This window comes from Streptomyces reniochalinae (genome assembly GCF_003323735.1).
GTDB classification, from domain to species: Bacteria; Actinomycetota; Actinomycetes; order Streptomycetales; family Streptomycetaceae; genus Streptomyces; species Streptomyces reniochalinae.
Genome location: NZ_QOIM01000038.1, coordinates 293,997 through 308,429, shown reverse-complemented (window position 1 = coordinate 308,429; position 14,433 = coordinate 293,997). Strand labels below are relative to the sequence as shown.

General features: G+C 73.9%; 16 protein-coding genes. 12 read left to right on the top strand and 4 right to left on the bottom strand.

Annotation, left to right across the window (positions count from 1 at the left end; genetic code table 11):
• Positions 1 to 18 precede the first annotated feature (18 nt).
• Complete coding sequence (locus DQ392_RS34530) at positions 19 to 183, bottom strand: hypothetical protein (protein ID WP_181856504.1); 165 nt, start codon at positions 181 to 183, stop codon at positions 19 to 21.
• A 231-nt stretch (positions 184 to 414) separates the two neighbouring features.
• On the opposite strand from DQ392_RS34530, the gene DQ392_RS20850 reads away from it, so the two are divergent.
• The 4 genes from DQ392_RS20850 (at position 415) to DQ392_RS20835 (ending at position 4,950) form a co-directional block, all read left to right on the top strand.
• Positions 415 to 1,746 (top strand): NYN domain-containing protein, encoded by a 1,332-nt coding sequence (locus DQ392_RS20850; protein WP_114017158.1) that lies wholly within the window; start codon positions 415 to 417, stop codon positions 1,744 to 1,746.
• Between the two features lie 147 nt (positions 1,747 to 1,893).
• Positions 1,894 to 2,901: an ABC transporter ATP-binding protein gene (locus tag DQ392_RS20845; RefSeq protein WP_114017157.1), complete on the top strand. Its 1,008-nt coding sequence runs from the start codon at positions 1,894 to 1,896 to the stop codon at positions 2,899 to 2,901.
• A 505-nt stretch (positions 2,902 to 3,406) separates the two neighbouring features.
• Positions 3,407 to 4,198, top strand: coding sequence for an ABC transporter permease (locus tag DQ392_RS20840; protein ID WP_181856523.1), 792 nt, complete (start codon positions 3,407 to 3,409; stop codon positions 4,196 to 4,198).
• A gap of 68 nt (positions 4,199 to 4,266) precedes the next feature.
• Positions 4,267 to 4,950 (top strand): hypothetical protein, encoded by a 684-nt coding sequence (locus tag DQ392_RS20835; protein WP_114017324.1) that lies wholly within the window; start codon positions 4,267 to 4,269, stop codon positions 4,948 to 4,950.
• Positions 4,951 to 5,005: 55 nt separating this feature from the next.
• Here the strand turns inward: DQ392_RS20835 and ybaK are convergent, their stop codons facing one another.
• From ybaK to DQ392_RS20820, 3 genes are all read right to left on the bottom strand, one after another.
• Positions 5,006 to 5,503, bottom strand: coding sequence for a Cys-tRNA(Pro) deacylase (ybaK, locus tag DQ392_RS20830; protein WP_114017156.1), 498 nt, complete (start codon positions 5,501 to 5,503; stop codon positions 5,006 to 5,008).
• 22 nt (positions 5,504 to 5,525) lie between these two features.
• Positions 5,526 to 6,350 carry an LON peptidase substrate-binding domain-containing protein gene (locus tag DQ392_RS20825; protein ID WP_114017155.1) on the bottom strand — a complete coding sequence of 275 codons (825 nt, stop codon included), beginning with the start codon at positions 6,348 to 6,350 and terminating at the stop codon, positions 5,526 to 5,528.
• A gap of 193 nt (positions 6,351 to 6,543) precedes the next feature.
• Positions 6,544 to 8,163, bottom strand: a complete 1,620-nt coding sequence (locus DQ392_RS20820) for an oxidoreductase (RefSeq protein WP_114017154.1) — start codon at positions 8,161 to 8,163, stop codon at positions 6,544 to 6,546.
• Between the two features lie 226 nt (positions 8,164 to 8,389).
• Here DQ392_RS20820 and hisD point away from each other — a divergent pair, with 226 nt between their 5' ends.
• The 8 genes from hisD (at position 8,390) to hisF (ending at position 14,429) form a co-directional block, all read left to right on the top strand.
• Entirely contained in the window at positions 8,390 to 9,835 is a 1,446-nt protein-coding gene (gene hisD, locus DQ392_RS20815) for a histidinol dehydrogenase (protein ID WP_245981713.1), read from the top strand.
• Entirely contained in the window at positions 9,832 to 10,986 is a 1,155-nt protein-coding gene (locus tag DQ392_RS20810; protein ID WP_245981712.1) for a histidinol-phosphate transaminase, read from the top strand. Before hisD ends, DQ392_RS20810 begins: the two co-directional genes overlap by 4 nt.
• Complete coding sequence (gene hisB, locus DQ392_RS20805) at positions 10,983 to 11,573, top strand: imidazoleglycerol-phosphate dehydratase HisB (protein ID WP_114017153.1); 591 nt, start codon at positions 10,983 to 10,985, stop codon at positions 11,571 to 11,573. The genes DQ392_RS20810 and hisB overlap by 4 nt, the downstream gene beginning before the upstream one ends.
• An 85-nt stretch (positions 11,574 to 11,658) precedes the next feature.
• Positions 11,659 to 11,823: a hypothetical protein gene (locus tag DQ392_RS34525; RefSeq protein WP_181856503.1), complete on the top strand. Its 165-nt coding sequence runs from the start codon at positions 11,659 to 11,661 to the stop codon at positions 11,821 to 11,823.
• The gene (gene hisH, locus DQ392_RS20800) at positions 11,823 to 12,473 is read left to right on the top strand and encodes an imidazole glycerol phosphate synthase subunit HisH (RefSeq protein WP_114017152.1); all 651 of its coding nucleotides are present in this window, start codon (positions 11,823 to 11,825) and stop codon (positions 12,471 to 12,473) included. The genes DQ392_RS34525 and hisH overlap by 1 nt, the downstream gene beginning before the upstream one ends.
• A 5-nt stretch (positions 12,474 to 12,478) precedes the next feature.
• Positions 12,479 to 13,255: a bifunctional 1-(5-phosphoribosyl)-5-((5-phosphoribosylamino)methylideneamino)imidazole-4-carboxamide isomerase/phosphoribosylanthranilate isomerase PriA gene (priA, locus tag DQ392_RS20795; RefSeq protein WP_245981743.1), complete on the top strand. Its 777-nt coding sequence runs from the start codon at positions 12,479 to 12,481 to the stop codon at positions 13,253 to 13,255.
• Positions 13,252 to 13,674: a RidA family protein gene (locus tag DQ392_RS20790; protein WP_114017151.1), complete on the top strand. Its 423-nt coding sequence runs from the start codon at positions 13,252 to 13,254 to the stop codon at positions 13,672 to 13,674. Before priA ends, DQ392_RS20790 begins: the two co-directional genes overlap by 4 nt.
• Entirely contained in the window at positions 13,671 to 14,429 is a 759-nt protein-coding gene (gene hisF, locus DQ392_RS20785; protein ID WP_114017150.1) for an imidazole glycerol phosphate synthase subunit HisF, read from the top strand. The genes DQ392_RS20790 and hisF overlap by 4 nt, the downstream gene beginning before the upstream one ends.
• Positions 14,430 to 14,433: the final 4 nt, after the last annotated feature.

The window sequence follows — 14,433 nt, the reverse complement described above, 5'->3', positions numbered from 1 at the left end:
ACGTGCGGGGGCGGTGGCTCAGTTATGGCCGAAGCGGCGCTGCTTGCCCTTGCGGGACACGTCGCCGGTGGTCGCCCTCTCGTCGTCGGCGCGAGCCCTCTCCTGTTCCTGCTGCCGCTGCTCCGCCGTGCGCCCCTGTCGCCGGGCCTGTTGGCGATCTGTGGTCTTGGCGTTCTTGGCCATGAGTGCCTCCTGGGGCTGGTCTCCGCCCGGTGCCCAGTCTGTCAATTCAGCCTTGCATATCGGTAATAGCTCTGCATTTCGGACAATTACCGGCGGTGCGTTGTCGGTGACGGCGCCACGCCGATGAACGAGGTCGGGCTGATAACGCCGGTGCCGTCGGGCAGACTCGGAGCAGACCCGAAGGACACGGGGAACGGCCAGCACGCGAAGGCAGGGCCTCGGCTGTAGGTCATGACCGAGAGTGGGTGGAACGTTGTGGACCGCTGCGTCGTCCTGGTGGACGCCGGTTACCTGCTGGGCGCCGCCGCCAGCCTGCTGGCGGGGGAGCCGACCCGCTCCCGGATCAGTGTCGATCACTCGGGGCTGATCCAGGCCCTACGCCGGCAGGCGGAGGCCGACACGCAGTGCGCTCTGCTGCGTATCTACTGGTTCGACGGCGCACCCGATCGCGTGCCGCAGCCCGAACACCGCAGGCTCCGCGTGATGCCACGGGTCACGGTGCGGCTGGGCGCGCTGACCCGCAGTGACGGACGGTGGGCGCAGAAGGGCGTGGACGCGGCCATGCACGCCGAACTGACGGAACTCGCCCGCAACCGGGCCTGCTCCGACATCGTGCTCGTGACCGGCGACGGCGACCTGCTGCCCGGGCTGATGTCCGCCAAGGAACACGGGGTGGCCGTCCACCTGTGGGCGGTACAGGCGGCGGACGGCGACTACAACCAGTCCGAGGACCTGGTCGCGGAGGCGGACGAGCGGCGGGTACTGGACCGCAGCTGGATCACACCCGTCGTACGCGCCAAGGACCTGAGCGGCGCCTGCGCGCCGCAGCCCGCGCCGCGCCCGGAGATCGCCGCCATCCTGGCCGCGCCCCTGCCGGAGACCAAGAACGGGGACGGTGCGGGAGAGCGCCGAGCCCCCGCGCCGCCCGCCGGGGCGCCGAAGCCCGTCGAGCCGCAGGAGCGCGCGGCGCCGGCCGGCCCGGAGCCGCAGCCCAAGACGGAGGCGGCCCAGGAGGATCCGGGGCCCGGCGGCGCTCCGCACCGTGCCGAAGGGGTGCCCACGCCCAAGGATCTCGCGGATCTCGGCCGCCACGGGCACCACGCGGGGCCCGTGCAGGGACCGCCGCCGGCGGCGACGCTGCGCTGGTCCTCGGACCGGGGGTGGGTCGAGCGTGCGGCGCCGGCCGAGTCGCCGGAGACGGCGGCGCTGCCCATGCTGGCCCAGCTCACCTCAGCCGAGCAGCGCTGGGCGGACCGTGAGGAGGACATCACGGCGGTCAGCGGGGACCCCTACGAGGTCGGGCAGGTGTTCGCGCGCCGCTGGATCGAGCGGCTGACCAGCGACGCTCCGCTGGGCCGACTCTCGGAGGAGTACCCGCGCATCCCGCACCGCATCGACGGTGAACTGCTGCGCTACGCCGCACGGTTCGGGCTGCTGGCACACAAGGACGACCAGATCGACGAACACGACCGCTACGCGATCCGTGCGGGTTTCTGGCGCGAGGTCGACGGCCGCACCGGGGCCTCGGCCGAGGCCCCGCAGTCCGCTCCGGCCGCCGACTGAGCACGTCGACCGGCGGGTCCCGGACCCGCCGCCGGTGACGGGCGGGCCCGGGACCCGGCGGCGGAACCGGGACGCGTACCCTCATAGGTCGTGGATACGGGCACACGACGGGCGGAGGACAGCTCGGTGACAGGCGCGAGGACGCGCATGGGTGAGCCCGTGCCCGCCGTGCGAGTCGAGGGCCTGGTCAAGACGTACCCGGCGGTTCGGGCCCGGCGCGGGACGCCCGCGGTGCCCGCCGTACGCGCCACCGACGAGGTGTGCCTCGACGTGCGCCGCGGCGAGATCTTCGGGCTGCTCGGGCCCAACGGCGCCGGCAAGTCGACCCTCGTGCGGCAGCTGACCGGCCTGCTGCGGCCCGACGCGGGCGCCGTCGAGGTGCTCGGCCACGACCTGGTCCGCCACCCCGAGCGAGCCGCGCGGCTGCTGGCGTACCTGGGCCAGGAGTCCACCGCGCTGGACGAGCTGACCGTCTCCCTCGCCGCCGAGACCACCGCCAGGCTGCGCGGGATGCCGCTGGCCGCGGCGCGTGCAGCACGCGACGAGATCCTCGCGGAGCTGGGCCTTGAGGAGCTGGCGGGCCGGGCGCTGAAGAAACTGTCGGGCGGCCAGCGGCGGCTCGCGTGTGTGGCGGCCGCGCTGGTGGGGGAGCGGCCCCTGCTGGTGCTGGACGAGCCGACCACCGGCATGGACCCGCACGCCCGGCGCGCGGTGTGGGCCGCCGTGGACCGCCGCCGCGCCGAGCGCGGCGCCACGGTGCTGCTGGTGACCCACAACGTGATCGAGGCCGAGACGGTGCTCGACCGTGTCGCCGTGCTGGACAGGGGCCGGGTCATCGCCTGCGACACGCCGGGCGGGCTCAAGGCCGCGGTCGGTGACGAGGTGCGGCTGGAACTGGTGTGGCGTGAGCGGGCGCCCGTGGAGCTTCCCGGCATCGCCGCGCTCGCCGCGGAGGCGGCCGTCTCCGGCCGCCGCTGGACGCTCCGGCTGCCGCCCGGGCGCGCCCGCGAGGCCGTGACGCTGGTCACCGGCGGTCCCGCCTTCCCCGCCCTGGACGATTTCCGGCTCGCCACCCCGAGCCTGGAGGACGTCTACGTGGCCCTCGGCGGCCGCTCGGCGGGCCAGAGCGGCGCCGAGGGCCTGGTGAAGGCGTGACGCGGGCCCCCACCGCCCGCGACGGTCACGGACGCGCGCCGGCTCCGGGCCACGTGGCCCGGAGCCGGTGGTCAGGCGCGCGGGCGGAAGACGGCACAACGACGCGGCACGGGACGAAGCGGCCCGACGAGCGGGATGTCAGGAGCGAGCTCGGATGAGGACGACGGCGGCCACGACGGACAGCCGACACACGGACGAGACCGCGCCGGCACCGGCGCGAACGCCGCCAGGGCCCGGCGAAGCGGCACCGCCGCCCGCGGATGCGGCGGCCCACCCCACGAGCCCGGCGCGGCCCCCCGCGCCCCCGCCGAACACCACACCGGAGGCGCCCACCCCGCTGGACGCTCCCGCCCTGGCGGAGACGCCCGTTTCCGCCGAGGCGCCCGCCCCGGCCGAGGCGCCCGCCCCGGCCGAGGCGCCCGTCGCCGTCGAGGCGTCCGGTCTGGGGGAGGCGCCCCTCCCGGCAGGGGTGGGCGTGGCCTCGGGGGCGGAGGTTGGAGACGGGGTGGAGGACGGGTTCGGGGGGCGGCACGACGCCGGCGGCGTGGCCCTGGCGCCGCGGGCGCGGTGGTGGCCCGCGTTGGGTGCGGTCTACCGGGCGCAGCTCTCGCGGGCGCGGGTGGCGCGGATTCCGCTGCTGTTCGTGGCGACGTTCCAGTCGCTGGGCATCATGGTCCTGCTGCGCGGCGTGGTGGACGGCGGTGCGGAGGCGCGCGCCGTCGTGGCCGGGTCGAGCGTGCTGGTCGTCGCGTTCGTGGCGCTCAATCTGCTGGCGCAGTACTTCGGCCAGTTGCGCGCCGGGGGCGGCCTCGACCACTACGCCACGCTGCCGGTGCCCGCCGCCTCCGTGGTGCTGGGCGCCGCGGCCGCGTACGCGTCGTTCACGGTGCCGGGTGTGGCGGTCACCGCGGTGGTGGGCAGCCTCCTCTTCCAACTGCCGCTGGGCGGACTGTGGGTGCTCGTCGCTGTCGTACCGCTGGCCGGGGCGGCGCTGGCGGGTCTCGGTGCCGCGTTGGGGCTGCTGGCGCCGCGCCCCGAGCTGGCGACGCTGGGGGGCCAGCTGGGGATGTCGGCGGCGCTGCTGCTGGGCGTGCTGCCGGCCGGCGGGCTGCCGACGGTCGTGGGGTGGGCGCGGGACCTGCTGCCGTCGACGTACGGCGTGGAGGCCTTCGCGCGCACCTTCGAGGCGCACCCCGACTGGGGGAGCGTCCTGGCCGACCTCGGGGTGTGCGCCGCCGTGGGCGTACTGTCACTCGCCGTCGCCACCCGCGCCTACCGGTGGGCGGCCACCCGCTGACGCCCTCCCGGCGCGCGGCCGTGAGGGCCGGGGCCGCCTGCACCGCGCGGGCCTGGCACGATGGCTCCGTGACCGTACCGACGCCCTCTCCGCACGACCCCGACCACCCGCACGCCGGATCGCCCCGGCCGGCGCCGGGCGAGCAGCCCGGCACCGGTTCCGCGGCGCCGCAGCCGGTGCCTCAGCACGGCGTGGAGGCCGGCTACGGCGGTGAGGGCGGGCCTCTTGTCCGGCGCGAGCTGCGCGAGGCCGCCGTGTGCGCCGTGGCCGTCGCCGTCGTCGGGGTCCTGATGGGCCTGCTGTGGCTGTGGCTGGCTCCCCGGGTGCCGCTCTACAACAACGGCCAGGTCGTCCTGTTCAAGGACCCGGAGGGCGAGGAGGCCATCGGCGCCGAGGGCGTCTTCGCGCTGCTCGGTCTGGCCTTCGGGGCGGTCTGTGGCCTGGTTCTCTTCGCGGTGCGCAGGCGCGGGGGCGTCGGCCTGGTGGTCGGTCTGGCGCTCGGCGGGCTGCTGGGCTCCGTGCTGGCGTGGCGGGTCGGTGTGTGGTTCGGCCCGGAGACCGATCTGCCCGCCGCGGCGCGCGCCGCGGGCAAGGGTGCCACCTTCGAGGCCCCGCTGGAACTGCACGCCTACGGGATGCTGTTGGCGTGGCCGGTCGCGGCGACCCTCGTGCACCTGGTGACCACCGCGCTGTTCGGGCCCCGCGAGGCGCCCGAGGCGGTGGCCGGGGCTCCCGAGGGCTGGGAGCGCTGAGCCCCGCCCGCGGGCGGGTGCGCCTCGGGCGCGGGAAGCGGCTCCGCGGTGCGGCTCAGGCGCGGGCCACCGGAGCCAGGACGGCCCCGGTCAGCGCTGCCAGGTCTCCCGGTGCGAGTTCGATCTCCAGGCCGCGGCGGCCCGCCGAGACGCAGATGGTGGGGTGTTCCCCGGCGGAGGTGTCCAAAACGGTGGGCAGCGGCTTGCGCTGGCCCAGCGGGGAGATGCCGCCGCGTACGTATCCGGTGGTGCGCTCGGCGGCGGCCGGGTCGGCCATGACGGCCCGCTTGCCGCCGCGGGCGGACGCCAGCGCCTTGAGGTCGAGCGAGGCCGACACCGGGACGACGGCCACCGTCAGGGCGCCGTCGACCTCGGCCACCAGCGTCTTGAAGACCCGCTCGGCCGGCACTCCGAGGGCCTCGGCGGCTTCCTCACCGAAGGAGGCGGCCGCAGCGTCGTGTTCGTAGGCGTGGGTCTCGAAGGGGATCCCCGCCTCGGTGGCGGCCACGATCGCCGGGGTCGCCGACCCCTGCCGCCTGTTCTTCTTCGCCACGTGTGCCGCTCCCCGGCGGTCGTCAGTTCTGGCTCGTCGGGTTCCTGGTCAGGTCGGCCGCAGGCAGCGAGGGCAGCTTGCCGATGACGGCCGTCTCCCTGCGCAGCAGCTTCAGCTCGTCGGCGAGCCGGGTCGCCGTGTCGGGCGCCTGGAGCAGCCGCTGCTTGGCGGGCGTGTCCAGCACGGTGGCGGCGGCGACCAGGTAGGAGACGACCGACGGGTCGTCCGGCAGGTCCTGTTCCGCTCCGGCGGCCAGGGTCCTCTCGCGGGCGCTGGCCAGCCGCTTCTGGTAGCCGCGGAAGGCGCGCAGTACACCGGAGGCCAGTGCGCCGGCCTCGTCGCCCTCTTCTTCGGGCAACTCCTCGATCTCGCCGGTCAGGTAGGGCCCCGAGGCGTCCACCGACAGCAGCCGGAAGCGGGTGGTGCCGGTGGCCAGTACCTCGTATCCGGTGCTGCTCGCCCGCGGATCGGCGTCGGTCGCCGTCTGCTCGTCCTGGTCGTCCTCGCCCCCCTCGTCCGGGCCGGCGAGGCCCGAGGCGCGTTCGCGGATGGTCGAGGCGTCGGCGACGCAGCCGACGGTGTAGAACGACTTGATCGGTTCCGGGCCGAAGCCCGCGGTCGGGTCGGTGCCTTGCGCTGGCGCCGAGTCGGGCATGCCGGTGGCCGTCGGTGCGACCTCGCGGCCGTCCCGGATGGCGACGACGCCGAAGCGGCGTGGCGCGTCCTCGGGGAGCGCGAGCAGGTCACGCATCAGCGCGCGGTACCGCGGCTCGAAGATGTTCAGCGGCAGCACCAGGCCCGGGAACAGCACCGAGTTGAGGGGGAAGAGCGGAAGCGCGGTTGTCACAACGGGTAAGCCTAAAGCCTCCGGCGTCCGAAGGGGGCCTTGGTGCGCGGTGCGGCCCCGCGCGGCCCCACCGCAGCCCCTCTGCGGCCCCGCCACCGCCGCCGAGAGGCCCCCGCCACCCGGCCGCCGCGAGTCCTCCCCGCCGCCGGCGTCGCGGGGCCTGCGGCCGCCGCAGGCCCCCGCCGCGGGGCGGCTACTGCCGGCGCAGCAGCGGGGTGGCGCCCGCGGCGACCGTCGTGGCCAGTACCCAGCCCGCGAGGACCATCACGGCGGCGATCCACTGGTAGCCGCCCGCCGGGTCCCAGGCCGTGTCCTGGCCGAAGGAGATGACGGGCAGCAGCAGGTCCAGCGCGTACAGGGTGGCGTTCCAGTGCGGTGCCTCGCCGTCCTTGAGCGCGGGCGGCCGGTGTGCCTCGAACAGCAGTGCCCCGGTCAGCCACAGGACGGCCATCCACAGCGCGGCCTGGGCCGGGCGGTAGCCGTAGGCCACCGTCCAGTCCTGTAGGACGCCCCACACCTTGCCCGGCAGCGGCAGCGTCTCCCGGCGGCGGCGCTGTTTGGCCAGCAGCACGATCCGCGCGTTGGTGTCCTCGCCGCCGTTGCGGTACATCGCCGCGAGCTGTTCGTACGGCTCGGGCGCGTACTCGGCGGTGGCCGCGTTGATCCACTGGAGCCGCTCGCGGACGTTGAAGTGGCCTTCCTTGGGGATGGCGTGCGAGTAGGTGAAGCCCGCCATCCACAGCCGGTGGTCCTGCGGCCAGCTGGAGGCGCGGTCCATCAGCTTCTCCACGCTCGCCCCCGACAGCACGACCAGGCCGCGTTCGGGCAGCTGCGGGGTGAAGGTCAGCTCCGGCGTGGTGATGCGCCGCAGCGACAGCTCCTGGTCCCGCTGCATCTCCAGCCGGGCGTTCTCGATCACCAGTGAGGAGCCGAACCGCCCGTCGTCGAGCACCATGCCGCCGGTGCACTCGAAGTGTTTGGTCCTCCACCTGGTGCCGCCCCGGGTGGAGAAGTCGTAGCGGGTGCCGGCCGGCGGGGTGGCGCCGTAGAGCTGCGGGGCGTTGCCGCGGCCCGCGTCGGCGAAGCTGGCCACCTGGTCGACCGTCATCTGCGGCGCGAACAGGGCCACCCGCCCGCGCGGGTTGCGCAGTACGGAGCCGAACATGTGCAGGGAGCTGCCGACCGCGGCGCCGCGCAGACTGACCTGCCCGTCGGTGACCAGCAGGCTGGCCTGGAGCTCCTGCGAGACGTTGACGCCGTCCGCGGCGATGGCACGGGTGCGCCGTCCGCTGCCGACGGTGGCCTCGTTCAGCAGCAGGTCTGTGCCGATGGTGGCGTCCGTCAGCTTGATGCCCTCCGGGATGCTGCACCTGGGCAGGTGCAGGTCACCTTCGGTGGTCAGCCGGGCCGCGTCGAAGCGGGGCAGGTAGCAGTCGACGAAGCGCACGGTGCTCACCCGGGCCTCGGGCATCCGCACCTCGTCCTCGAAGCGGCAGGACCGCAGCTCGAAGTACGGCTCGACGGAGCCGCCCGCCAGGTCGAGGCAGCCGGTGACCACCGCGCCGGTCAGGTGGAGCGAGGAGACCCGGCCCAGCAGCGGCGGAGGACCGTGCAGCAGCAGCAGTGCGATCACCCGGGCCCGCACGGTGCGCTCGGGGCCCCAGGGGTGGTCGCCGTTCGGGTCGTCCAGTTCCGGCTCACCGCAGCGCAGGTCGTGCTCGGTGCCGTTGCGGAAGGCCTGCCACAGCCCCCACTCGGCGGTCGTCAACCGCAGCTCCGGCGGCGGCTCGCCGGAGTCCGGTGGCTCGCTCACGTCTCCCCCTCGTCGCTGTCTCGCGGTCACGTTCTGCGGCCCCGGCGGCCAGGTCGTGGCAGCGGGTGCGAACGTGGTGGTCGTACCGCTCCTCTTCCCGCTCTGTGACGGGATGAACGCACGAGGCGACAAACCTCCCGCGTGGTCGTGTGGAACGCCTGCCGGCCCGTATCAGCCTCTGATACGGGCGGCGGACAGGTGCCGCGGGTCTGAGAGACTTGGGGGTGTGATCTCCCGAATCGATCTGCGTGGTTCCTCGCCCGCCGCGGGCGCGGCGAGCGGAACCCTCGACCGCGACCTGCTGCCCCGTGCCGAGCTCGACGTGGAGGCCGCCCTGCACAAGGTGCGGCCCATCTGCGACGACGTGCGGCATCGTGGCGCGGCGGCGGTGATCGAGTACACGGAGAAGTTCGACGGCGTCAGGCTGGAGCGGCTGCGGGTGCCCGCCGAGGCGCTGGCGAAGGCGCTTGGAGAGCTGGATCCGGCCGTGCGGGCCGCGCTGGAGGAGTCGATCAGGCGGGCCCGGATCGTCCACCACGACCAGCGGCGCACCGACTCCACGGTGCGGGTCGTGCCGGGCGGAACCGTCACCGAGCGGTGGGTTCCCGTCGAGCGCGTCGGTCTGTACGTACCGGGCGGGCGCGCCGTCTACCCGTCGTCGGTCGTGATGAACGTGGTGCCCGCGCAGGAGGCCGGCGTCGGTTCGCTGGCCGTCGCCTCGCCCGCCCAGAAGGAGTTCGGCGGCCTGCCGCACCCCACGATCCTGGCCGCCTGCGCGCTGCTGGGCGTGGACGAGGTGTACGCGGCCGGCGGCGCCCAGGCCGTGGCGATGTTCGCGTACGGCACCGACGAGTGCGCCCCGGTGCAGCTGGTCACGGGCCCTGGCAACATCTACGTGGCGGCCGCCAAGCGGCTGCTCAAGGGCGTCATCGGCATCGACTCCGAGGCGGGACCCACCGAGATCGCGATCCTCGCCGACGACACGGCGGAACCGGCCCACCTGGCCGCCGACCTGATCAGCCAGGCCGAGCACGACGTGGTGGCCGCCGCCGTCCTCGTCACCCCCTCCGAGGCGCTGGCCGAGGCCGTCGAGGCGGAGCTGGCGGCGCAGGTGCCCGCCACCAAGCACAGCGAGCGCATCGCCGAGGCGCTGGCGGGCCGGCAGTCGGGCATCGTGCTCGTCGACTCCCTGGCCCGCGGTCTGGCCGTCGTCAACGCGTACGCCGCCGAGCACCTGGAGATCCAGACCGAGGACGCCGCCGGGTGGGCGGCCCGGGTCGTCAACGCGGGTGCGGTCTTCGTCGGACCGTACGCGCCCGTCTCGCTCGGCGACTACGCCGCGGGCTCCAACCACGTGCTGCCCACCGGCGGCTGCGCCTGCCACTCCTCGGGCCTGTCGGTCCAGTCCTTCCTGCGCGGCATCCACGTCGTCGACTACTCCCGTGACGCGCTGGCCGAGATCACCCCGCACGTCGTCGCCCTGGCCGAGGCGGAGGATCTGCCCGCGCACGGCGCGGCACTCAAAGCCCGTTTTGTCGGAGACGAACGTGGCAAGCACGGCGTCGGAGACGAACGTGGCAAGCACGGCGTCGGAGACGAACGTGGCAAGCACGGCGTCGGAGACGAACGTGGCAAGCACAGTGACTGGAAGGTTCCGGAGAACGGCTCGTGACCGGCAACAACCCCGTGTCCGCACTGGACGGGCTCCCCATCCGCGACGAGCTGCGCGGCAAGTCGCCGTACGGCGCCCCGCAGCTGGACGTCCCCGTGCGGCTGAACACGAACGAGAACCCCTACCCGCTCCCCGAGGAGCTGGTGGCCCGCATCGCCGCACGCGTCACCGAGGCGGCCCGCGGCCTCAACCGCTACCCGGACCGGGACGCGGCCGAGCTGCGGACCCGCCTCGCGGACTACCTGTCGCGCACCGCGGGGCACCCCGTCACCCGCGAGCAGGTGTGGGCGGCCAACGGCTCCAACGAGGTGCTCCAGCAGCTCCTCCAGGCCTTCGGCGGCCCCGGCAGGGTCGCGCTGGGCTTCGAGCCGTCGTACTCGATGCACGCGCTGATCTCGCGCGGCACCGGCACAGGATGGCTCTCCGGGCCGCGCAACGACGACTTCACGATCGACACCGAGGCCGCCGTCGCCGCCATCGCGCAGCACCGGCCCGACGTGGTCTTCATCTGCTCGCCCAACAACCCGACCGGCACCGCCGTCGGCGAGGAGACGGTCCTCGCGCTGTACGAGGCGGCGCAGGCGGCGCGCCCCGAACGCGGCGCGCTGGTGGTGGTGGACGAGGCGTACGGCGAGTTCTCGCACCGCCCCTCGCTGCTGCCGCTGATCGAGGGCCGCCCCACGCTGGCGCTCTCGCGCACCATGTCCAAGGCGTTCGGCGCCGCAGGGCTGCGCCTCGGCTACCTGGCCGCCGACCCGGCCGTGGTCGACGCGGTGCAGCTGGTGCGGCTGCCGTACCACCTCTCGGCCGTCACGCAGGCCACGGCGCTGGCGGCGCTGGAGTACACCGACACCCTGCTCGGCTACGTCGAGCAGCTGAAGACCGAACGCGACCGGCTGGTGCGCGAACTGCGGGCCATGGGCCTCGAGGTCACCGAGTCGGACGCCAACTTCGTGCAGTTCGGCCACTTCGACGGCGCGGCCGGATCCCACGCGGTGTGGGAGGCGCTGCTGGTGCACGGGGTGCTGGTCAGGGACAACGGTGTGCCCGGCCGGCTGCGGGTCTCGGTGGGGACGCCGGAGGAGAACGACGCCTTCCTCGACGCGGTGCGAGCCGTGACGAAGGAGCTGAAGGAGAAGAGCGAAGCATGACGCGCAAGGGCCGGGTGGAGCGCACCACCAAGGAGACGTCCGTCACCGTCGAGATCGACCTCGACGGTACCGGCGAGGTCGACGTCTCGACCGGTGTCGGCTTCTACGACCACATGCTCGACCAGCTCGGCCGCCACGGTCTGTTCGACCTGACGGTCAAGACCGACGGCGACCTGCACATCGACAGCCACCACACCATCGAGGACACCTCGCTGGCGCTGGGCGCCGCGTTCCGCCAGGCGCTCGGCGACAAGCGCGGCATCGTGCGGTTCGCGAACGCCTCGGTGCCGCTGGACGAGTCGCTCGCCCAGGTGACCGTCGACCTGTCGGGCCGCCCTTACCTCGTGCACACCGAGCCCGAGAACATGGCCCCGATGATCGGCTCCTACGACACGACGATGACCCGGCACATCCTGGAGTCCTTCGTCGCCCAGGCACAGGTCGCGCTGCACGTCCACGTCCCGTACGGGCGCAACGCGCACCACATCGTCGAGTGCCAGTTCAAGGCGCTGGCCCGCGCCCTGCGCCACGCCTGCGAGATCGACCCGCGGCAGACGGGGATCCCCTCCACCAAGGGCGCTCTGTGAGCGCCGCGCGCGCGGCTGCCGGGTGGCAGATGGGTACGAGGCCCGCGGGATGCCGTGCGGGCGGAGAAGCGAACGGGGCAGTGCTGTGACAGGGCTGGCGGCGCTCCTGATCTTCGTCGGGCTCTTCCTGGCGGGCGGGGCGATCTCGTTCTGGAAGCAGCAGCTGCCCAAGGGGGTCGTCGTGCTGCTCGGTGCGGCGTCCGCCCTCGCGCTGCTCGCCGGGATCCTGCGACTGGACTGGTGGTCGTGATGGGTGCGGCGAAGAGCGTCGTGGTCTTCGACTACGGCTTCGGCAATGTGCGCTCCGCCGAGCGGGCGGTGGAGCGGGCCGGCGCCCGCGTGGAGATCACCCGCGACTACGACAAGGCCATGAACGCCGACGGCCTCCTCGTGCCCGGCGTCGGCGCGTTCGCCGCCTGCATGCGGGGGCTGACCGAGGCGCGCGGCCACTGGGTCATCGGGCGGCGGCTGGCCGGCGCCCGTCCCGTCATGGGGATCTGCGTCGGCATGCAGATCCTCTTCTCGCGCGGCATCGAGCACGGCGACGAGGCCGACGGCATGGACGAGTGGCCCGGCACCGTGGGACCGCTGGCCACCGACGCCGAGCACCCCGTGCCGCACATGGGCTGGAACACGGTGGAAGCGCCGGCCGACTCGCGCCTCTTCGCGGGGCTGCCGGCCGACGAGCGCTACTACTTCGTGCACTCCTACGCGGTGCACGACTGGGAGCTGGAGACGGCCAACCCGGCCCTCAGGCCCCCGGCCGTCAGCTGGACGACGCACGGCAGCCGGTTCGTCTCCGCCGTGGAGAACGGGCCGCTGTGGGCCACCCAGTTCCACCCCGAGAAGTCCGGCGACGCCGGAGCCCAGTTGCTGCGCAACTGGATCGAAACACTGTGACCTGGCTGACGCCGACGCCCGTCAGCCCCGAGAGCCCCGAGAGCGAGAGCGCCGTGAGCAACCGGCTTGAGCTTCTGCCCGCCGTCGACGTCCGGGACGGTCAGGCCGTCCGTCTCGTCCACGGCGAGTCCGGTTCCGAGACCTCCTACGGTGACCCGCTGGAGGCGGCCCTGGCCTGGCAGCGGGCCGGAGCCGAGTGGCTGCACCTGGTCGACCTGGACGCCGCTTTCGGTACCGGCGACAACCGCGCGCAGATCGCCGAGGTCGCCCGCGCGATGGACGTGAAGGTCGAGCTGTCCGGCGGCATCCGCGACGACGCCTCCCTCGAAGCGGCGCTGGCCACCGGCTGCCGCCGCGTCAACCTGGGCACCGCCGCGCTGGAGTCCCCCGAGTGGGTCGCCAAGGTCATCGCCGAGCACGGCGAGGCCATCGCCGTCGGCCTCGACGTACGCGGCACCACCCTGCGCGGCCGCGGCTGGACCCGCGACGGCGGCGACCTGTACGAGACGCTGGCCCGCCTGGACGCCGAGGGCTGCGCCCGCTACGTCGTCACCGACATCGCCAAGGACGGCACCCTGGGGGGCCCCAACCTGGAGCTGCTGCGGAACGTGTGCGCCCGCACCGACCGGCCCGTCGTCGCCAGCGGCGGCGTGGCCAGCCTCGACGACCTGCGGGCGATCGCCTCTCTGGTGCCGGAAGGTGTCGAGGGAGCCATCGTGGGAAAGGCGCTCTACGCCAAGGCGTTCACCCTGGAAGAGGCGTTGGAGGCGGTTGCCCGATGACCGGAACACACCGAGTGGCGTCCGGCGGTCCCTGGGAGGAGCGGTTCGGGTACTCCCGCGCCGTGGAACTGCCCAACGGGATGGTCCTGGTGGCGGGCTGCACCTCGGTGGTGGACGGGGTGATCGCCGAGGGCGGCCCCTACGAGCAGACGGTCAACGCGTTCTCGGTCGCGCTGGAAGCCCTCAAGGGGCTCGGCCTGGGCGCCGAGGACGTGGTGCGGACCCGCATGTTCCTCACCCACACACGTGACGTGGACGAGGTCGGCCGCGCCCACAAGGACCTGTTCGGCGAGGTGCGCCCGGCCGCGTCGATGGTCATCGTCTCCGGTCTCCTCGACCCCAACCTCGTGGTCGAGGTGGAGGTGGAGGCGTACCGGGCGCAGCCGGACCCAGCAGCAGAAGGAGCACCACAGGCATGAGCCTCGCCGTCCGAGTCATCCCCTGTCTGGACGTCGACGCCGGGCGGGTCGTCAAGGGAGTCAACTTCCAGAACCTGCGCGACGCGGGCGACCCCGTGGAGATGGCGAAGGTCTACGACGCCGAGGGCGCCGACGAGCTGACGTTCCTCGACATCACCGCCTCCTCCGGCGACCGCGAGACCACCTACGAGGTGGTACGGCGCACCGCCGAGCAGGTCTTCATCCCGCTGACCGTCGGCGGTGGTGTCCGCACCCCCGAGGACGTGGACAAGCTGCTGCGCGCCGGCGCCGACAAGGTGGGCGTCAACACCGCGGCCATCGCCCGCCCGGAACTCATCCGCGAGATCGCGCAACGGTTCGGGCGGCAGGTGCTGGTGCTCTCCGTCGACGCGCGGCGCCGCGCCGAGGGCACCGGGTTCGAGGTCACCACCCACGGCGGGCGGCGCGGTACCGGCGTCGACGCCGTCGAGTGGGCTCACCGCGCAGCGGAGCTGGGCGCCGGGGAGATCCTGCTCAACTCCATGGACGCCGACGGCACCAAGGACGGCTACGACACCGAGATGATCGCCGCCGTCCGCGAGCACGTCACCATCCCCGTCGTCGCCTCCGGCGGCGCCGGGCGCCTCGACCACTTCCCGCCCGCCGTCGGCGCCGGCGCCGACGCCGTACTGGCCGCCTCCGTCTTCCACTTCGGCGACCTGCGCGTCGGCGAGGTCAAGCAGACCCTGCGCGAGGCGGGCTGCCCGGTGCGCTGAGGGG